The organism is Streptomyces sp. ID05-26A (assembly GCF_033794685.1).
Classification (GTDB): Bacteria; Actinomycetota; Actinomycetes; order Mycobacteriales; family Pseudonocardiaceae; genus Lentzea.
Genome location: NZ_JARAYZ010000001.1, coordinates 1,294,359 through 1,312,906 on the forward strand (window position 1 = coordinate 1,294,359; position 18,548 = coordinate 1,312,906).

The following is an 18,548-nucleotide window of genomic DNA, read 5'->3' on the forward strand; positions in this document are numbered from 1 at the left end:
GGAACGCCACCACCGGCCAACCCATCCACGAACTCACCGGACACACCAACTGGATTCAATCCGTGGCCTGGTCCCCCGACGGCACCCACATCCTCACCGGCAGCGGTGACAACACCACCCGCTTCTGGAACGCCACCACCGGCGAGCAGGAAGGCGAATACCTGGTGTTCCTGCCGGGTGACGAGTTTGCCGTTTTCGAGTCGGGAACAGACGCGCTGATCGGGTGCACGGATGGCGCCTGGCGGTGGCTCGGCTGGAGCGTCGTCCGGGACCAGCGGATCGATCGCCTTCCGGCGGAGTCCTTCGGCCCGCTGCCTCCGTTGCCTGCCTAGGCCGACGCCGCAGTTACGCCAGGTAGCGTGACCTCTGTACAGAACTGCGGCACCAAGGAGACGATTCATGACCGGCAACGCCCTGCCAGGGCGGGTTGGCTATCGCGAGATCGCGAACGACCTCCGGCATCAGATCGACTCCGGCGAACTGGCGCCTGGCAGCAAAGTCCCCGGCGAGAACGACATCATCAGCCAGTACGGCGTGGCGAAGCTGACCGCGCGGCACGCCCTGGAGGTCCTGAAGTCCGAAGGCCTGATCATCGCGAAGCGTGGATCGGGAACGTTCGTCCGCGAGTTCAAGCCGATCAGGCGCGTGTCCCCGGATCGCTTGCAGGCGAGCACGTCGTGGGGTTCAGGCCGGCCGATCTGGAACACCGACGTCGGCGCGAGGCCCAGGACTGAGAACGTGGCTGTCGATGTCGAGCTCCCGCCCGCTTCGGTCGCCCAGGTGCTGGGACTCGACGGCGACACCCACGTGGTCGTCCGGCGCCGCACCTACGTGGTGGACGACAAGCCTGTGCAACTTGCGACGTCCTACTACCTGGAAGCGCTGGTCGCGGGATCTGCGATCACCGAGATCGACACTGGCCCCGGCGGCGCCTACGCCCGACTGAAGGACCTGGGCCATGAGCCCGTCAAGTTCCGCGAAGAGCTGCGCGTGAGCATGCCGCGTGAAGCCGAGCGCAAGGCTCTCGACCTCACTCAGGACATGCCGATCGTCCTGATCACGAGAACCGCCTACACCGCCACTGACCAGGCGGTTGAGGTCAGCGAGATGGTTCTCGACTCAGCGGCGTACGTGCTCGAGTACAAGTTCACCTCGCAAGACTGACTTGCACTTGTATATAGAACTGCGCTTCACTGTCCAGACCAAGTTCTATATACAACTGGCGGCCGACATGTCGAGGATCATCGCGCCCTACATCACCGCGTGGAGTGCCGAGCAGGACTTGCCGTGCGTTCTCATCGAACGGCCCGGCCACAGCATCGGGTATGCGAACGAGCTGCTGAGTGATCGCGATCGGCACGGCGTTCTGTGGCAGCAGACGGCGTCGCGGCACCGAGTCGGACGGCCGGAGTTCGCCAGGGTTCACCCGTCACGGCAGCGCCGGGCCATGGAACTGTTGCTGTGCCAGGTTTGTGGCGGGCCAGCCGATCAGAACGACGACGGAGTCCTGTGGTTGCAACGGGATTTCCGCGGTGACTGGCCGCAATGGCCGGATGGGATGGCTTCGGTCGAACCGCCGGTCTGTCTGGCGTGCGTGCCTGTCGCCACTCGGCTTTGTCCTGCGCTGCAACGGGGTGCGGTCGCGGTTCGGGTGAAGGACTGCGCGATCGTGGGCGTGCGGGGCGTGTTCTACCGGCAGAGCGTGCTGGCGCCGACTGCCGTCACGGCTGGGAACTTCGCCTACGACGATCCGGCGGTGCGCCGGGTGCTCGCGTCGGCGTTGATTCGCGAGTTGCGCGGGTGCGTCGCCGTCCCGCTCAACGAGTTGAGCAGGACGGCGACCCCGAGCCTCAGCCGTTCAGGACCGCGCGGGACATGACCACGCGCTGCACCTGGTTCGTGCCCTCGTAAATCTGCGTGATCTTCGCATCGCGCATCATCCGCTCGACCGGGAAGTCACGCGTGTACCCGGCTCCACCGAACAACTGCACCGCATCCGTCGTGACCTCCATGGCCACATCAGAGGCGAAGCACTTGGCGGCGGCCGTGATGAAGCCGATGTTCGGCTCACCCCGCTCGGCCTTCGCGGCGGCTACGTAGACCATGTGGCGGGCGGCCTCGATCTTCATCGCCATGTCGGCGAGCATGAACTGGACGCCCTGGAAGTCCGAAATGGACTTGCCGAACTGCTTGCGGTCCTTGACGTACTCGACCGCGGCCTCGAGAGCGCCCTGCGCGATGCCTACGGCCTGCGCGCCGATGGTCGGACGGGTGTGGTCCAACGTGCGCAGTGCGGTCTTCAGGCCGGTGCCGGGTTCGCCGATGATGCGCGACTCCGGGATGGTGCAGTTCTCGAAGTAGATCTCGCGGGTCGGCGAGCCCTTGATGCCGAGCTTGCGCTCCTTCGGGCCCACCGAGAAGCCCGGGTCGTCCTTGTGCACGACGAACGCCGAGATGCCGGCGGACTTCTTCGCGGCGTTGGGGTCCGTCACGGCCATGACCGTGTACCAGGTGGACTCGCCTGCGTTGGTGATCCAGCACTTGGTGCCGTTGAGCACCCAGTCCGAGCCGTCGCGCACTGCGCGGGTGCGCATCGACGCCGTGTCGGAGCCTGCCTCGCGCTCCGACAGGGCGTAGGACGCCATCGCCTCGCCTGAGGCGATGGACGGCATGACCAACTGCTTCAGCTCGTCGGAGGCCGCGAGCAGGATCGGCATGGTGCCGAGCTTGTTCACCGCCGGGATCAGGGAGGACGACGCGCAGACGCGGGCCACTTCCTCGATGACGATGCAGGTGGCCACGGAGTCCGCGCCCTGTCCGTCAAAGGACTCGGGGACGTGGACGGCCGCGAAGCCCGCCTTGACCAGGGCGTTGTGTGCCTCTACCGGGAAGCGCTCGTTCTCGTCGACCTCGGCCGCGTACGGCTTGATCTCCTTCTCGGCGAGCGAGCGGACGGCCTCTCGCAGCGCCTCGTGCTCCTCGGCGAGCTGATAGGTGCCGAAGCTCGGGTTCACCTTGTTACCTCCCAGTAGCGAGTACTCGGCACGATGTTAGCGCCCGTTCACGTCGGGCGCTGCTGTGCTGTTGAGCACTCAGAGGGACTTCTGCAGCGCCGCGTCCTTGTCTAGTACGAGCTGCTCGAGTTCGGCCTGGAAGCGGGCGATGCGTTCCTGCAGTGCCGGGTCGCCCGCGGCCAGGATGCGGACGGCCAGCAGGCCCGCGTTGCGCGCGCCGCCGATGGCCATGGTCGCCACCGGGATTCCTGCGGGCATCTGCACGATCGAGAGCAGCGAGTCCATGCCGTCGAGGTACTTCAGCGGCACGGGGACGCCGATCACCGGGAGCACGGTGGCGGAGGCGACCATGCCGGGCAGGTGGGCGGCACCGCCGGCACCCGCGATGATCGCGCGCAGACCGCGGTCCGCCGCCGTCCTCGCGTAGTCGATCATGCGCTGCACGGTGCGGTGGGCGGAGACGACGCTGACCTCGTACTCCACGTCGAACTCGGCGAGGGCTTCGGCGGCCGCCTTCATCACCGGCCAGTCCGAGTCGCTGCCCATGATCACGCCAACCTGAGTCACTCCGCGCTCCCGTGAATGTCGAATCCGTCTGACCAAATGCCCGTGGACAGCCAGTCCGCGGCGAGACGCGCGCGCTGGCGGACCTCGGTCATGTCGTTGCCGAGGAACGTCACGTGCCCGACCTTGCGGCCCGGCCGTTCCTCCTTGCCGTAGAGGTGCACGTGCGCGTCGGGGAACCGGGCGAACAGGTGGTGCACGCGTTCGTCGGGGCCCATCGCGGGCGTTTCGGTGGCGCCCAGGACGTTCGCCATCACCACGGCCGGGGCCATCAGGTCGGTGCGGCCCAGCGGGTAGTCGAGGACGGCGCGCAGGTGCTGTTCGAACTGCGACGTGCGGGCGCCCTCGATCGACCAGTGGCCTGAGTTGTGGGGACGCATGGCGAGTTCGTTCACGACCACGCCGTCCGCGGTCTCGAACAGCTCCACGGCCAGCACGCCCACGACGCCCAGCGCCTCGGCGACCTTCAGCGCCAGCTCCTGGGCCTCGGCGCCGTCCAGGGCGGGAGCGGGAGCGAGCACCTCGACGCAGATGCCGTCGGACTGCACGGTCTCGACGACCGGCCACGCCGCGCCCTGCCCGAACGGCGAGCGCGCCACGACGGCCGCCAGCTCGCGGCGCATCGGCACGCACTGCTCGACCATCAACGGCGTCCCGGACTCCAGCAGCTCGGGGACGACCCGCTCGGCGCTCTGCGGAGTGTTCAGCATCCACACGCCGCGGCCGTCGTAACCACCGCGGATCGCCTTCAGCACGCACGGCCAGCCGTTCGACGCGCCGAAACGAAGCACGTCACGCACCTCGTGCACCTCGGCGAACGGCGGCACCGGCAGGCCCAGCTCGGCCAGCTTCACGCGCATCTTCAGCTTGTCCTGCGCGTACTGCAGCGCGTCCGGGCCGGGGTGCACCTTGACGCCCTCGGCGGCCAGCGCGCGGAGGTGCTCCTGGGGCACGTGCTCGTGGTCGAACGTGACCACCTCGCAGCCCTTCGCGAACGCGCGCAGCGCGTCCAGGTCGGTGTGCGTGCCGAGCACCACGTCCCGCGCAACGAGCGCGGCCGGGTCGTTCTCGGAGACTGCGAGCACGCGCAGCGACTGCCCGAGGGGGATCGCGGCCTGGTGCGTCATGCGGGCGAGCTGCCCGCCGCCGATCATTCCGACGACGGGGAGACGGGTACGAGAGTCCACGGTTCAGGCATTCTACCTGCGGCTTCACCCACGGTCGAAGTGCACCGGCTGAACGGCCCCACCCCCAGTGGAGCCGTCCAGCCGGACGCCGGTTCGTGCCGCGCTACCCCTCGGTGCGGGTCGCCGCGGTCTCCGGCTCGGCCTGGTCGCCGGAATCGGGCTCGCCCTCACCGTCGGACCCAGACCCAGACCCAGACCCGGCCTCGGGTTCGGGTTCGGCCTCGGATGCCGACTCAGGCGCGGCCTCGGCCTCCAGTTCGGAACCCGGCTCGGCCTCGGGCTGGGACTCGGGCACGGGCTTCGAGTCCTCGGGCACCGCCGGGCCGAGGCGGCGGTGCGTGCGGGACGGCTTCCACCCGCCGCCGTTGCGCAGCAACCGGAAGATCACCGCGAACAACCCCGCCGCGATCAGCGCGCACAGGACGAACTCGATGATCTGGAACAGCAGGAGCCGCTCGATCGGCTGGAAGTCGATGTACGTGCCGATGGCGGTCTTCGAGCTGCGCATGCAGGTGTGCTCGTTGATCGCCTGCACGCACTTCTCCGGCACCGCCACCGGCTCGAAGTCGGGTCCGGCGAAGCCCCTCGCGACCTCGAGCCCCCGATCCGGCACCTGAGCCGTGTCCTCCCAGCGGGCGATCACGCGGTCCGACGGCAGGTAGTGGTCGCGCACCCCCATGGCCAGAAAGAGGCGCACGAATGTGAAGACCACCAACGTCGCCGCCATTGCCGTCACGACGTGCCGGCTCAGCAGACCGATGAGCACGCCGATCGAGAGACCTAAGACGGCGTAACCGACCTGCACGAGAGAGTTGGCCTCGAAACCGCCCCACGACCTCGTCGCGCCGACGAAACCGTCGCCGTTCCCGACGAGAGCGCCCAGCAGCACGGTCAGGCTGCCGAGCACGATCAGCTTGCCGCGCAACCACTGCACGGGCGTCACGTCCTGGCCCCAGGCCACGAAGTAGGTGCGTTCCTCGAGCTCGCGGGCGATCAGCGGAGCGCCCCAGAACGAGCCGATCACGGCGCCGAACGCGAGCTGCACCATCAGCGCGTAGAAGCCGGCGATCGGCATCGAGTTGGTCAGCGCCCGATCGCCCGCCTCGGTGGTGACCAGGCCGTACACCGCGGCCATCGCGACCGACCCGACGGCGACGAGGGACCAGCGGTGCTGGCGCCAGGTCAGCCAGATGAGTGAACTCAGCTTCACTGCCCACGCTCCAGGTGCGCCACGACGAGCTCCTCCAGCGTCACGTACCGCGCGGTCCACGGTTCGTCGATCCGCGTGCCACCCGAACGCACCAGGTACGACGACTGCGACCTACCGTGCTTCGCCAGCACCACGGGCCCTTCGACGGGTGATTTCGACGCGTGCGGGCCGGTGTAGAGCACGTGCTCCTCGAGCAACGCGTCCGTGTCGCCGTCCACCAGCAACCGGCCGTTCGACATCAGCAGCAACCGGTCGGCCACACCGCCGATCTCCGCCACGACGTGCGTGGAGAAGATCAGCGTCATGCCGTTGTCGCTGACCTCGGTCAGCAGTTCCCGGACGACCCTGCGGCGCGCCAGGGGATCCAGTTCGGCCAGCGGCTCGTCCAGCAACAGGACGTCCGGGCGCGATCCCAGCGCCAGCGCGAGCACCACGTGCGTGCGCTGACCGCCGGAGAGGTCCTCGATCTGGAGCTTGCGCGGAATCCGGTACCGGTCGAGCCACTGCTCGGCGCGGTCGTTGTCCCAGACCTCGTTCATGCGGCGGCCGAACTGCAGCACGTCCGCGATCTTGAACGACTTGTACATCGGCTTGTGCTGGGGCACGTACGCCACCCGGCCCGCGATCGAGGTGTGACCCGAATCCGGTTCGAGGTGCCCGGCCAGCACGTTGAGCAGCGTCGTCTTGCCGGATCCGTTGGATCCCACGATCGCCGTGACGCTGCCCGGCGGCAGCTCGAAGGAGACGTTCCGCAACGACCACTTCGACACATCGGCCGCAACCACGCTCATTGCGCTCCCCCACTCAGCACTTCGCGCACCAGCGCGTAGATGTCCTCGTCCTCCAACCCGGCGGAGCGTGCCTCCGCGACCCATGCGGCGAGCTTCTTGCGCAACGGGTCGAGGTCCTCGGGGGCGGCGGACCCCAAGGAAGCCTTGACGAAGGTGCCGGAGCCCTGACGGGCTTCGACGAGGCCGGCGAGCTCGAGCTCGCGGTAGGCCTTGAGCACGGTGTTCGCGTTCACGCCGCTCGTGGCGACGACATCGCGGACCGTCGGCAGCCGATCGCCCGGCTGCAACCAGCCGAGCCTCATGGCCTCCCTGACCTGCTGACCCAGCTGCAGGTACGCGGGAAAACCACTGCCGCGGTCAACGTGGAACTCGACCACGCACGCTCCCCAGATTGTTCTAGTGAACTAGGACAATAGAACACTTCTGAGCGTGTTGAAAAGCACCCCCGGTGGGGACACGGGGAGCCTCCGGGCGCGGGACAGGGGGGTCAGCGCCCGAGCGAGGTGAGGAGCACACGCGCCTCGGCGTGCGTGTCCGGCAGCTGTTCGACCCAGACCTTGGCTGGTCCGACCGGCCGGACGTGGGGGTCGTCGGCGAGCCGGTCGGCCGCCAGGACCCGGAGGTTCGAGACTCTTCGGGCAAGAAGTTCGTCACGGCGGACCAGCACCGCGGCCACGCACGGGCCGAGGGTCGCCAGCGTCTCGCCGCCGTCGAAAACGGTGCGCAGCGCGTCGCTCGCGAGTGTCATCGCGACGACCCGGGACCAGCCCGAGGCGCGGTGCACGTCGAGCCGCAGCAGGACGAGGGCGTAGTCGAGGGACGCGACCGGGGTCTCCCGGTACACCTCGCCCAGCCGTGTCCGCAGGTAGGCGGCAGTCGCCAGCCCGGTCAGAGGATCTTCGGCCGCGCAGTCGCCGGCCTGCTTGGTCACCACGTCCGCCCATCCCAGCGCTGTCATGCGCACCATCTGGGAAGGGAGCGCGTCGACGTCCGGCGACACGACGTGCGACGCGTCGGTCAGCACGGCGTGCAGCGCGGCCAGGTCCATGAGCGTCTCGCTCAGGCCCGCACCGGCCTCGGCGCGAGCGCGGCCCAGCCGGACCAGCGCGTCGCCGGGATCGGCCTCGTCCAGCATCGCCGCGCACACCTCGTCGACCTCGGCGAGCGGCCAGTCTGCGGGGAAAGCCCAGCCGGCGGCCATGGTGGCTGTCCGCCACCTCGACTTCAGCAGGCGTTCCGCTTGTGCGACACCCACCCGGTCTCCCTTCAGTTCGCCCGATTCCAGGTGGGAGACGCGTCCGTCGCCGATTCGTGACGCAACCCGCGCGGGGGATTCAGATGACTCCGCCAGGCGCCGTAAGTCACACTGGGCGCCGCGTGGGAGGGAAACAAAGACTGTGGCGATCGTTCCTGCAGACGTCCAGGGACCGAGCGACGCGGAACTCATCGAGTCCGTGCGCGGCGGGACCATCGACGCCTACGGCCAGTTGTACGAACGCCACGTCTCGGCGGCCTACAACCTCGCCCGCCAGTTGGCGCGCTCTCAGGCGGAAGCCGACGACCTCGTCTCCGAGGCGTTCGCGAAGGTGCTGGACACGCTCCGTGCGGGCCGTGGCCCCGATTCCGCGTTCCGCGCGTACCTCCTGACGGCGCTGCGCCACACCGCGTACGACAAGACCCGCCGCGACAAGAAGGTCGACCTCACCGAGGACATGACCGACGTCGCACCGGCGGTGCAGTTCAGCGACACGGCCGTGGCCGGGCTGGAGCGCTCGCTCGCCGCCCGCGCGTTCGCCGCCCTGCCCGAGCGCTGGCAGATGGTGCTCTGGCATACCGAGATCGAGGGCCAGTCGCCCGCCGAGGTCGCCCCGCTGCTCGGGCTGACGGCCAACGGCGTGTCCGCGCTCGCCTACCGCGCCCGTGAGGGCCTCAAGCAGCAGTACCTGCAGATGCACCTGGCCGACACGGAGGCGGAGCGCTGCAAGGCGACCGTCGACCGGCTCGGCGCCTGGACTCGCGCGGGCCTGTCCAAGCGCGAGGCGACCCAGGTCGAGGCGCACCTCGACGAGTGCGGCCGGTGCCGCGCGCTGGCCGCCGAACTCGCGGACGTCAACGGTGCGCTGCGGATCTTCGTCGCGCCGCTGGTGCTGGGCCTCGGTGCCACGACGTACCTGGTGGCCGCCGGGACGACGACCGCTGTCGTCGGTGCCGGAGCGGCCGCCGGTGGGGCGGGTGCCGTCGGTGCCGCGATCCCCCGCCAGCTCGTCACGGTCGGTGGTTCCGCTGCCGCCGTGGCCGCGGCCGTGGTGATCGCGCTGGCCGCGGCGAGCAGCGAGCAGCAGGCACCGGTCGTGCAGGCCGTCGAGCCTCCGCCCGCGCAGACGCAGGTCCAGCCGCCACGGCAGACCGTGCCGCCGGTGCCGCCCTCTCCGACTCCCACCACGCAACCGCCCCCTCCGACGACGACCACCACGACGGAGCCGCCGCCCTCGGTGACCCCGCCGGCGCCTCCCGCACCGTCCGAGCCGCCCGCTCCCGAACCGCCCGCGCCCGCGCCGCCGTCGCTCACGCCGACCACCCCCAGCGGGTACACGCTGACGCCGGGCGAGGAGCCCAAGGACTTCCCGATCACCGTCCGCAACACCGGCGGCACCGCGGCACCGCCCGCGAGCATGGTGCTGAACCTGCCGCCGGGCGTCGTGTCGACGGGAGGCCCGGCGGGCTTCGGCGGAGCACGGCTGCTGCAGCCGGACGGCTCGGCCGACCAGACCGTGAACTGCCCCGCCGGCACCGGCACGATCGTCTGCGCGACGCCGCAGGGCATCGCTCCCGGCGGGCAGGCGACGTTCCACTTCCGGCTGCGCGCGACCGACACCGCCGTGCCCGGCACGATCACCGGTGTCATCAGCGCGGGCACGTCGGTCTCGGTCGACATCAGCGTCGAGGTCAACGTGCCTCCGGTGAACGACGACATCGACCTGACCGTGAAGACGTGGCACGAGGTGTGGTGGCACAACCCGCGGGCAGACGTCCTGGTGCGCAACAAGGGTCCGCGCGCGGGCACGCTGAAGCTGGACATCACGTCGACGAAGGACCTCGTGATCTTCGCGCCGTACCGGCAGTGCCAGCAGGTCGACAAGCGGTCGATCCGCTGCGTCGCCGACCTCGACAAGGGCGGCAAGTTCCGGATGTCGTTCTGGGCGTTCGGGCGCTACGGCGGGGACGTCACCGTGACGGCCGCGCTGGGCAACGCGACGAAGTCCGTCACCGTGCCGATGAAGGGCTGGCCGGAGCACCCGCCGGGCGAGGAACCGCCGAACCCGCCGACGACCACCACGACGGTGCCGCCGACGACCACGACCACCCAGCCCACGAAACCGACGGAGCCCACCGAGCCCACGCGGCCGACCGACCCCACGAAGCCGACCGGGCCCACCGAGCCGACCGGACCGACGGAACCGACCGGCCCCACGGAGCCCTCGACGCCGGAGAACCCGCCGTCGGAGACCCCGCCGCCGTCGACGCCGTCCATCCCTCCGTCGACCACACCACCGAGGTCGGAGGAGCCCTGCGAACCGCCGCCGGGACTGGTTCCGGGCCTGCTGGGACCGATCCTCGGGTGGCCGGATTGCGCACCGCCGCGAAGTTGATCAAAAGTTGATCTTTGCTCGTCACCGAACGTGCAGGTCATGCACCTCTGTGTCGAGTTTTGTAACACCCGGAGACGGGCCCGTGATCCAGATCCGTAAGCTGGCGAGGTGCTGCCAGTCGTTCGCCGTGCCATGAGCCGGATGCCGGAACCAGTTCAGTTCCTGCTGCACAAGCACCGCGAGTTGATCAGGTTCGCCCTGGTCGGCGGCACGACGTTCCTCATCGACAACGGCGTCTGGTACGCGCTGAAGCTCACCGTGCTGACCGACAAGGTCGTCACGGCGAAGGTCATCGGCGTGCTGGTGGCGATCATCGCCTCGTACGTGCTGTCCCGTGAGTGGTCCTTCCACACCAGGGGCGGCCGCGAACGCCACCACGAGGCCGCGCTGTTCTTCTTGGTCAGCGGCCTGGGCGTGGGCATCAACATCCTGCCGCTGTGGTTGTCGCGGCACCTGTTCGGCCTGCAGGCCCCGTTCGTCTCGGTGCTGACCGAGGAGGTCGCGGACTTCGTCTCGGGCTCGATCATCGGCATGCTGCTCGCCACCGGCTTCAAGTTCTGGGCCATGCGCCGCTGGGTCTTCCCCGACGCGGGCGCTCGTCCGGACCGGCACGTTCACCCGATCTCCGTAGACTCGTCTCGTGTCCCTAGCCGAAACAGTGGTCTCGCGGTTCCCGGAGCCGATCCGGTCGATCGCGCTGAAGCATCGTGAACTGCTCAAGTTCGCCCTGGTCGGGGGCACCTGCTTCGTGATCGACACGGTCTTGTTCTTCGGAATCAAGACCGTGGTCCTGCCGAACAACCCGGTCACGGCGAAGATCATCGCGACGCTGGTCGCCACGATCGTGTCGTACCTGCTGAACCGGGAGTGGTCGTTCCGCACGCGCGGCGGCCGTGAGCGTCATCACGAGGCGCTGCTCTTCTTCATGGTCAACGGCATCGGCATCGTGCTGAACTCGGCGCCGCTCTATCTCGCGCGCTACGCGTTCCACCTCCAGGAGCCGCACGTGTCGCGGCTCACCGAGGAGATCTCGGACTTCCTGAGCGCGCAGATCGTCGGCACGCTCATCGCGATGACCTTCCGCTGGTACGGCTACAAGAAGTGGGTCTTCCCCGAGGAGAACGCCCGCGGCGACCGTTCGATCGAGGACGAGAAGGAACTCGGCCACTCCTAGGGCGCCTAGCGCGGTGTGGTCGGCGCCTTCCACGGGATGCCCACCACGTCCTGCGCCTTCGGCACCGGCAGGAACACGGCGAACGTCGCCGGCCTCGCCGTGGACAGCTCCAACCGGCCGCCGTCCGCGTCGACCAGCGCCCGTGCGAGCGCCAGCCCCACACCGGTCGAGCCGCCACCCGACACACCGCGTTCGAAGATGTGCGCCGCCAACTCGTCCGGCACTCCGGCGCCGCCGTCGCTGACCTCTACGACGACCGTGCCGTCCTCACCGCGGGCAGAGACCACGACGGAGCCCTCACCGTGGCGCAGGGCGTTGTCGAGCAGCACGCCGATCGCCTCACGCAGCCGTGCCGGAGTGGCCCTGGCCAGCAGGCCGTCGGGAACGCGCACGCGCAACGCCCGGCCCTGGCTCTTCACCTGCTCACGCCACTCGTCGGCGATCAGGGTCAGCGCGGGCCGCAGTTCCAGCGGTTCGGCGCCGAGGGCCCTGGCCGCGCGGGCGGCGGCGAGGAGCTCGTCCAGCACGGCGGCGAGGCGTTCGGCCTGTTCCAGTGCGGCGCGGGCCTCGGCGGCCGTGTCGGGTTCGGGGTGCTCGGCCAGTGCCTCCAGGCGCAGCTGGAGCGCGGTCAGGCGGCTGCGGAGCTGGTGGGAGACGTCGCCGACGAGTTCGCGCTCGCGCTGGACCAGGCGGGCCAGGGCCGTCGCGGAGGTGTCGAGGGCGTCGGAGACCGCGTCGAGCTCCTCGATGTTGTAGCGCTGCTCATCGGCGCGGAAGTCGCCGGCGCCGAGCTTGGACGCGCGGGCGGCCACGTACCCCAGCGGGCGGGCAAGCGTTTGCGCCGTCACCAGGGCGACGACCGTGCCGGTGCCGACGGAGACCGCCAGCAGGAGCAGCACGAGGCCCGCCACCTGGTACTGCGTGGTGTGCATCGGGCCGGAGGGGATCTCCAGGCGGACGGTGCCCTGCTGCGCGATCGTCAGCTCGACGGTCAGCGGGTCGTCACCCGGCGAGGGACCGGTGGCGGTGGTCATGCCTCCGGACACGACCGTGAGGCGGCCGTCGGTCGGGATGGCGACCCGGACGTCCTCGATGTCGAGGCTCTGCTGCTTGGCGAGCTGGTCGTCGAGCCGCGTCGCGATCTGCTGGGCGCGCTGGGTGAGGTCGCCGCGGGCGGTGTCCTCGACGAGCGTCAGCGCCGAGTAGCCCAGCGGCAGGCCGAGCACGAACCCGGTGACGGCGACGGCGAGCAGGATCGCCCGCAGGATCCGGCGGCGCACTAGTCGGCGTTGAAGCGGAAGCCGCGGCCGCGCACGGTCGCGATGTGCTTCTCGGCGGAGTTCGGGACGCCGTCGCTGAGCTTCCGGCGCAGCCACGACATGTGCATGTCGAGCGTCTTGCTGCCCTTCAGGTCCGGGTCGTTCCACACCTCGGACAGGATCTCGTCGCGGCTCACGACCTGACCCGCGCGCTGGATCAGCACCTTGAGCAGCTCGAACTCCTTGTTCGCGAGCTGGATCTCGCCGCCGTCGACCGTGACGCGGCGGGCGGCCAGGTCGACGCGCACACCGTTGACCTCCAACGTCCCGGGCGCGCGGCGGCGCAGCAGGGCCCGGATGCGGGCCATCAGCTCGGCCAGCCGGAACGGCTTCGCGACGTAGTCGTCCGCGCCCGCGTCGAGCCCGACCACGAAGTCGACCTCGTCGGCACGCGCGGTGAGCATCAGCACGGGCACGCCCCTGCCGCTCTGCCGCAGCCGCCGGCACACCTCCAGCCCGTCCATGCCCGGCAGGCCGAGATCCAGCACCAGGAGGTCGATTCCCCCGGCGAGGGCGGCATCGAAGGCACTGGGCCCATCACCGACGACCTGCACCGAATAGCCCTCCCGCGTCAACGCGCGGGAGAGTGGTTCGGCGATGGCCGGGTCGTCCTCGGCCAGCAACACCACGCTCACGGACCCCAGCGTATTCGTGGAACGATCGCCGCGTGTCACGCCACGATGCTGATCTCGAACTCGCCCTCCGCCTCGCCGACGCCGCCGACGCGATCACCGCGACCCGATTCCGCGCTCACGACCTCGCCGTGGAGCGCAAGCCGGACCGCACGCCGGTCACCGACGCCGACATCGCGGTGGAGGACGCGGTCCGTGCCGTGCTGGCCGCCGAACGTCCCGACGACGTCGTCATGGGCGAAGAGCGCGGCGGCACGCTCGACGCGTCCCGCGTCTGGGTCCTCGACCCGATCGACGGCACGAAGAACTTCCTGCGCGGCGTGCCGATCTGGGCGACGCTGATCGCCCTCGTCGAGGACGGCGTGCCGATCGTCGGCGTCGTGTCCTCACCAGCGCTGAGCCGCCGCTGGTGGGCTGCTTCCGGTGGCGGTGCGTTCGCGTCGGACGCCTCCGGAGAGCGTGCGATCTCCGTGTCCGGCGTGCGTTCTCTGGAGGACGCCTACGTGTCGACGACGGACATCAAGTCGTGGGTCACGTACCACTCTCGCGAGGCGTACCTGCGCTTGGTGGACGCGACCTGGGAGAGCCGTGCGTTCGGCGACTTCTACCAGCACTGCCTGGTCGCCGAGGGCGCCATCGACCTGGCGCCCGAGTGCGTGGCGAACCCGTGGGACATCGCCCCGTTCCAGGTCCTGGTGACCGAGGCGGGTGGCCGTTTCACCTCGCTGGACGGCGAGGAGCGCTACGACGGCGGCAGTGTGCTGACGTCGAACGGCCACCTGCACGAGGCCGCGCTCAAGCTGTTGGCACGGTAAGACTTCCGCGCGCGACCTGGGCCCAGGCCAGCCGGCCGAAGAGGTAGTGGCACGCCACGCTCTCGTCGTCGAACCGGGCCCAGTCGTAGCGGTTGCCCTGCTCCTGCCAGAACACCTCGTGCCCGGTCTCGTCACTGAGCACGCACCAGCGCTGGTCGGCCTCCTCACCGAGGCTGACGACGTCGTCGGCCACGCCGATCCTGGTCAGCCACTCGGGCAGCTGTTCGACGTTCATGCGGTGATCTCCGTGAGGTAGCCGAGCGCGACGAGGTCCGCGACGGGGTAGGTGGCGCGGTACCGGCTGCCGCCGCCGGGCTGGCCGAACCAGGGCGCGCTGATCGTGCGGTGCACGGGCAGGTCCTTCTCGACGCGATAACGCCGGTAGCCCTCGTCCGCGGCCTGGGGAGGCAGCGAACGCTGGGAGAACGGGGTGCCCGCGGCGCTCAGGACGCGGCCTTCCGGGGTGCCGAACCGGTCGAGTTCGGTGCCCGCCTTCACGATCTCGGGCCGGCTGTCCTCGTAGCCGCCCTCGCGTTCGGCCGGCCAGCGCGGAGTGCCGTCCTCGTGCTGGAACAGGCTTTCCCAGTCGCGTTCGTGCATGCCCGCGAGCGGGTCGTGGCCTTCGAGCAGCGCCTGCACGATCGGGTGATCCTTGCCGAGGCCGTCGTGCTGCGGGGACGGCTGGGCGGAGGACGTGTCGATCCGCTGCGGGTGGTCGTCCGGGCCGAACCGGGGAACGGCCTGCTCCTCCACCTGTGGAGGCGGTGGGAGCTGACGAGCCGGCTTCGGGGCGAGCCGCGGCGCCCTGCCCGCGCTCAGGAAGATGGCCATGAACCAACTGCCCGCCGCGGCCGCCGTGTAGGTGTGGCCGATGATCTCGCCGGCGAGGGCCTGGTCCTCCCGGCTCTCGAGGCGGTCGCTGAGCGCGTGCGACGCCGGCTGGCCGCCGGTGTCGACAGTGGCCAGCGGGCCTGACGTGGTGATGTCACCGAGATCAACGTCGGCACCCGGCGCGGCCGGGGTGGCGATCGTGTCCCCGACCTTCTGCGCACCGGCCGTGTCGGGATCGGGCTCGCCGAACTCCCAGGCCTGCGCCTGAGCGTCCTTGGCCGCCTGGTCCTTCGCCAGTGCTTCCTTCGCCGTCACCTGGGCCTGCGGACTCTGGCCGTGCGCGGCGGTCTGCGTGCCGGACGCCGCCTGACCCGGCCCCTGCGCCTGGGTCGGCTGAACACCGGCCTGGCCACCGAACTGGGTCGGCTGGGCCGGCTGGCTCGCGGCCGGCAGTGCGCCGGGAACACCGGTCTTGGCCGCGGCGGCCTGCGCACCCGGCTTGGCGTCGCCCGGCTTGACCTCACCGGACTTGACCTCACCGACCCGCGCCTCAGCCGCCTTCGCGTCCACGGCCTTGGCGGCCTGCTGCGCTGCCTGACCCTGCTGGCCGGGAGCCTGCGCACCGCTCTGCTGGTGTCCCACGACGCCACCGACCTGGGAAGCGGCCGCCGGAACACCACCGGCAGCGACACCACCGATCGGTCCGGCCGCCGGAGCGGCAGCGCCCATCGGACTGCCCATCGCCGGACCCGCGGGAGCGGGCTGGGCGGCCGGAGCGGCGGGCGCCGCGGTCTGAGGCGCGGAGGGCCCCTGACCGGGAACCTCGCCGCCACGGATCAACGGCTGGTCGAGCACCGCGGCGCCGGACGCCTGGGTCGTGCCGTCGGCGATGGGCCCGAGGGTGCCCGCGACGCTCGGGATCACGTCGGCCACCGGCTGCGCGACGGGCGCGACGACCGGCCCGACGGCGTGGACGGGGTTGGCCACGAGACCGGGCACCGGCCCCTTGCCCTCACCACGCCCGGAACCTTCACCACGTCCGTCACCATGACCATGTCCCGGACCGTCACCATCGCCCCGCCCGTCGAACACGGGCCCGACGGTGTCACGGCCACCGGGCACCGCGTCCACCACCGGCTGCACGACAGCGGCAGCGGGCGCGGTGACGGGAGCAGCGGCGTCGAGAACAGGTGCCGCAACGTCGGCCACAGCACCGACGACAGGTGCAACGGGTGCGGTCACAGCGCCCACGACCGGGGCGACCGGAGCGGTCACAGCCCCGACGACGGGCGCCACGGCCTCGGTCACCGGGGCGACCACGGCGGCGACGGGCTCGACGACGGGGGCGACCACGCCCGCCACCGGCGCCACCACGCCACCGACGATGTCCGTGATCGGCGACAACAGACCGCCGCTGCCGTTGCCGGGCCCGTGGGCACCGGGAGCGGTGTTGACGGGGTTCGTGCCCTGGCTCATGTCGATGCCGCTGTCGAGCCGGATGGCCGAGGTCAGCGTGCTCTGGAGGTTCGCGACGTTGGCCGCGGCACCCTTGGTGAGCGTGTCGAGGCCGAGCAACGCGGCGGGGTTGCCGGCGTTGGCCGAGGCCGCGGCGGCATCGTTGTTCTTGGCCAGCGAGACCAGTTCGCGAACGATCTGGACCTTCGCGGCACCGACCTGCGTGGCAGCGTGGTCGAGGCGGTCGGCGGCGGCGTGGCACCCGCGGGCGGCGCGGTGGAAGTCGCCGTCCGGGGCCACGACCTTGGCCCACCGCCCGCGCGCGGCGTCACCGGTACCGCCGGACATGCCGCCCAGCGCACGGTTGGCAGCACCGTCGGACGTGGTGCCGAGGCTCTTGATCTTGTCGCCCGCCTCGCGCCACGCGGTGGCGCTGGACCGCATGGCGTCCTCGTCGGCCTTGGGCCACGAGACACCGGCCTTGGCCGCGATGGCGGTGAGTTCGGCGGGAAGCTCGATGCCCATGTCAGCCGTCCAACCTTCTCATCGCGGACGAGTTGCTCTCTTCGACGTGCCGGTACGTGGAAGCCGTGGCGGCGAGCTTGTCGCTCACGTCCCCCAACGTGGAGGCAAGCCCCAGCACAGCACCGGTGGCGTCACCGGAGGGCTTCTCGTGCGAGGCGGCGAAACTCCGCCCGACAGCGTCGTCTCCCCAGCACGCACCGAACGAGGCGAGCGCCCGATCGAGCGTCCCCGCGATCTCGCCCGCCTGCCCCGCAAACCCCTTGAGCTCGCGCGCCCCGGCGTCGAGCCGCTCGAGGTCAGCCGAGTACCCGGTCATCGGACCCTCCTGTCGATGAGCTCGGAGTCGAGCCAACTCTCCCGCTGCTCGTTGTCCTCGTCGTCGTCCACGCGGAGCCCAACGGGCCGGTGCCCCAGGTCCACGGTCTCGGTGTCGTCGACCGCGTACTCGTCGGGCCGCAGATCAGCGGTCCCGGCGACCAAGGCCGCGGGATCCGTCGCAGACGGCAACACAGCGCTCAACGTCTGATAGGTGTCCTCGGCAGCACTGGCAGCAGCAGCCGCCACAGTCCGCACGATCAACTCGGCCAACTGCTCGGGCCGATGCCTGCGATAGGCCATCTCGGAAAGCTCGAGTCCCACCAGCGCACCCCCGGCCCCCACGGTCGCCGAGACCGTCCCGTCAGGACTGGCGGCCTGCCCGGACACAGCGGCAAGCTCACGCTGGACCGAAGCAAGCTGCTCGCGGCTGCGCCGATAGTCGGCGAGCATCTCCTCGACCTGCGCACGGTGGTCGTCCACCGAGTCCCCCTCACACGCATAGCCCTGGGCTCGGGCTCTAGGACGCCGTCGCCCATAGATCGGTTCCCAGCGGATTCAGTTACTAGGATCAACGGATGATCGCCTTCGAGGATCTGCCCGCAGGCCGCATCATCCCGCTCGGCGAGCTCACCGTCGACAGGGAGGACATGCTGGACTTCGCGAAGAAGTTCGACCCGCAACCGTTCCACCTGGACGAGCAAGCGGGCAAGAACTCGATTTTCGGCGGTTTGTCCGCCTCGGGCTGGTACACCGCATCACTCTGGATGCGCCGCTGGGTGGACGAGGTCCTCGCGGACTCCACCTCCCAGGGCTCACCGGGAGGCCGGGAACTCTCGTGGCTGGCCCCGGTCTACCCAGGCGACACCCTGACGTTCGCGGCAAAGGTGCTCAGCGCACGACTGTCGAAGAAGCGCCCAGAACTGGGCCTGGTGGAGTTCGAGGGCACAGCGAGCCGGGACGACCAACTGGTGTTCCGATTCGTGGCAACGGGCATGTTCACAGCACGCAACGCCTAGCCCCACCCGAACGCGATGCCGCAGGCGAGCCGCCCTTACCAAAAGGT

Annotated in this window: 21 protein-coding genes; 8 read left to right on the forward strand and 13 right to left on the reverse strand. The window is 70.1% G+C overall.

Features of this window, described 5'->3' with window-relative positions:
- The 3 genes from PV646_RS06220 to PV646_RS06230 all read left to right on the forward strand — a co-directional run.
- Window positions 1-332, forward strand: a 332-nt coding sequence (locus tag PV646_RS06220; RefSeq protein WP_500340514.1) for a WD40 repeat domain-containing protein, incomplete at its 5' end; no start/stop codon positions are given.
- A 67-nt stretch (window positions 333-399) separates the two neighbouring features.
- On the forward strand, window positions 400-1,164 hold the full coding sequence (locus tag PV646_RS06225) for a GntR family transcriptional regulator (RefSeq protein ID WP_500340516.1): 765 nt from the start codon (window positions 400-402) through the stop codon (window positions 1,162-1,164).
- A gap of 7 nt (window positions 1,165-1,171) precedes the next feature.
- The gene (locus PV646_RS06230; protein ID WP_500340517.1) at window positions 1,172-1,879 is read left to right on the forward strand and encodes a hypothetical protein; all 708 of its coding nucleotides are present in this window, start codon (window positions 1,172-1,174) and stop codon (window positions 1,877-1,879) included.
- Here the strand turns inward: PV646_RS06230 and PV646_RS06235 are convergent.
- The 7 genes from PV646_RS06235 to PV646_RS06265 all read right to left on the reverse strand — a co-directional run bounded on the left by PV646_RS06235 (window position 1,851) and on the right by PV646_RS06265 (window position 8,021).
- On the reverse strand, window positions 1,851-3,014 hold the full coding sequence (locus tag PV646_RS06235; RefSeq protein WP_500340519.1) for an acyl-CoA dehydrogenase family protein: 1,164 nt from the start codon (window positions 3,012-3,014) through the stop codon (window positions 1,851-1,853). The two genes, PV646_RS06230 and PV646_RS06235, sit on opposite strands and share 29 nt — an antisense overlap.
- Window positions 3,015-3,092: 78 nt before the next feature.
- Window positions 3,093-3,581: a 5-(carboxyamino)imidazole ribonucleotide mutase gene (purE, locus tag PV646_RS06240; protein WP_500340520.1), complete on the reverse strand. Its 489-nt coding sequence runs from the start codon at window positions 3,579-3,581 to the stop codon at window positions 3,093-3,095.
- On the reverse strand, window positions 3,578-4,732 hold the full coding sequence (locus PV646_RS06245; protein WP_500342283.1) for a 5-(carboxyamino)imidazole ribonucleotide synthase: 1,155 nt from the start codon (window positions 4,730-4,732) through the stop codon (window positions 3,578-3,580). The genes purE and PV646_RS06245 overlap by 4 nt, the downstream gene beginning before the upstream one ends.
- 136 nt (window positions 4,733-4,868) lie before the next feature.
- On the reverse strand, window positions 4,869-5,975 hold the full coding sequence (locus PV646_RS06250; protein ID WP_500340521.1) for an ABC-2 membrane transporter-related protein: 1,107 nt from the start codon (window positions 5,973-5,975) through the stop codon (window positions 4,869-4,871).
- Complete coding sequence (locus PV646_RS06255) at window positions 5,972-6,766, reverse strand: ABC transporter ATP-binding protein (RefSeq protein ID WP_500340523.1); 795 nt, start codon at window positions 6,764-6,766, stop codon at window positions 5,972-5,974. Before PV646_RS06255 ends, PV646_RS06250 begins: the two co-directional genes overlap by 4 nt.
- Window positions 6,763-7,143, reverse strand: a complete 381-nt coding sequence (locus PV646_RS06260; protein ID WP_500340524.1) for a GntR family transcriptional regulator — start codon at window positions 7,141-7,143, stop codon at window positions 6,763-6,765. Before PV646_RS06260 ends, PV646_RS06255 begins: the two co-directional genes overlap by 4 nt.
- Window positions 7,144-7,253: 110 nt before the next feature.
- Entirely contained in the window at window positions 7,254-8,021 is a 768-nt protein-coding gene (locus PV646_RS06265) for a hypothetical protein (RefSeq protein ID WP_500340525.1), read from the reverse strand.
- Between the two features lie 142 nt (window positions 8,022-8,163).
- Here PV646_RS06265 and PV646_RS06270 point away from each other — a divergent pair, with 142 nt between their 5' ends.
- The 3 genes from PV646_RS06270 (at window position 8,164) to PV646_RS06280 (ending at window position 11,590) form a co-directional block, all read left to right on the forward strand.
- The gene (locus tag PV646_RS06270) at window positions 8,164-10,416 is read left to right on the forward strand and encodes a sigma-70 family RNA polymerase sigma factor (RefSeq protein ID WP_500340526.1); all 2,253 of its coding nucleotides are present in this window, start codon (window positions 8,164-8,166) and stop codon (window positions 10,414-10,416) included.
- A 141-nt stretch (window positions 10,417-10,557) separates the two neighbouring features.
- Complete coding sequence (locus tag PV646_RS06275; RefSeq protein WP_500340527.1) at window positions 10,558-11,127, forward strand: GtrA family protein; 570 nt, start codon at window positions 10,558-10,560, stop codon at window positions 11,125-11,127.
- Window positions 11,057-11,590, forward strand: a complete 534-nt coding sequence (locus tag PV646_RS06280; protein WP_500340528.1) for a GtrA family protein — start codon at window positions 11,057-11,059, stop codon at window positions 11,588-11,590. The genes PV646_RS06275 and PV646_RS06280 overlap by 71 nt, the downstream gene beginning before the upstream one ends.
- Before the next feature lie 5 nt (window positions 11,591-11,595).
- On the opposite strand, the gene PV646_RS06285 is transcribed toward PV646_RS06280, so the two are convergent.
- Both PV646_RS06285 and PV646_RS06290 read right to left on the reverse strand, forming a co-directional pair.
- Complete coding sequence (locus PV646_RS06285) at window positions 11,596-12,870, reverse strand: ATP-binding protein (protein WP_500340529.1); 1,275 nt, start codon at window positions 12,868-12,870, stop codon at window positions 11,596-11,598.
- Complete coding sequence (locus tag PV646_RS06290) at window positions 12,870-13,544, reverse strand: response regulator transcription factor (protein WP_500340530.1); 675 nt, start codon at window positions 13,542-13,544, stop codon at window positions 12,870-12,872. Before PV646_RS06290 ends, PV646_RS06285 begins: the two co-directional genes overlap by 1 nt.
- A gap of 32 nt (window positions 13,545-13,576) precedes the next feature.
- Here PV646_RS06290 and hisN point away from each other — a divergent pair, with 32 nt between their 5' ends.
- Window positions 13,577-14,356: a histidinol-phosphatase gene (hisN, locus tag PV646_RS06295; RefSeq protein WP_500340532.1), complete on the forward strand. Its 780-nt coding sequence runs from the start codon at window positions 13,577-13,579 to the stop codon at window positions 14,354-14,356.
- Here hisN and PV646_RS06300 read toward each other — a convergent pair.
- From PV646_RS06300 to PV646_RS06315, 4 genes are read right to left on the reverse strand one after another with little or no spacing between them, the layout of a single operon-like run.
- On the reverse strand, window positions 14,337-14,591 hold the full coding sequence (locus PV646_RS06300; protein WP_500340533.1) for a hypothetical protein: 255 nt from the start codon (window positions 14,589-14,591) through the stop codon (window positions 14,337-14,339). The two genes, hisN and PV646_RS06300, sit on opposite strands and share 20 nt — an antisense overlap.
- Window positions 14,588-17,167, reverse strand: a complete 2,580-nt coding sequence (locus PV646_RS06305; RefSeq protein WP_500340534.1) for a TNT domain-containing protein — start codon at window positions 17,165-17,167, stop codon at window positions 14,588-14,590. The genes PV646_RS06300 and PV646_RS06305 overlap by 4 nt, the downstream gene beginning before the upstream one ends.
- A gap of 1 nt (window position 17,168) precedes the next feature.
- Entirely contained in the window at window positions 17,169-17,483 is a 315-nt protein-coding gene (locus PV646_RS06310; protein WP_452253629.1) for a hypothetical protein, read from the reverse strand.
- Entirely contained in the window at window positions 17,480-17,965 is a 486-nt protein-coding gene (locus tag PV646_RS06315) for a YbaB/EbfC family nucleoid-associated protein (RefSeq protein ID WP_500340535.1), read from the reverse strand. Before PV646_RS06315 ends, PV646_RS06310 begins: the two co-directional genes overlap by 4 nt.
- A 95-nt stretch (window positions 17,966-18,060) precedes the next feature.
- Between PV646_RS06315 and PV646_RS06320 the strand changes: the two genes are divergently transcribed.
- Complete coding sequence (locus PV646_RS06320) at window positions 18,061-18,501, forward strand: MaoC family dehydratase (RefSeq protein ID WP_500340537.1); 441 nt, start codon at window positions 18,061-18,063, stop codon at window positions 18,499-18,501.
- The last annotated feature ends 47 nt before the right edge of the window (window positions 18,502-18,548 follow it).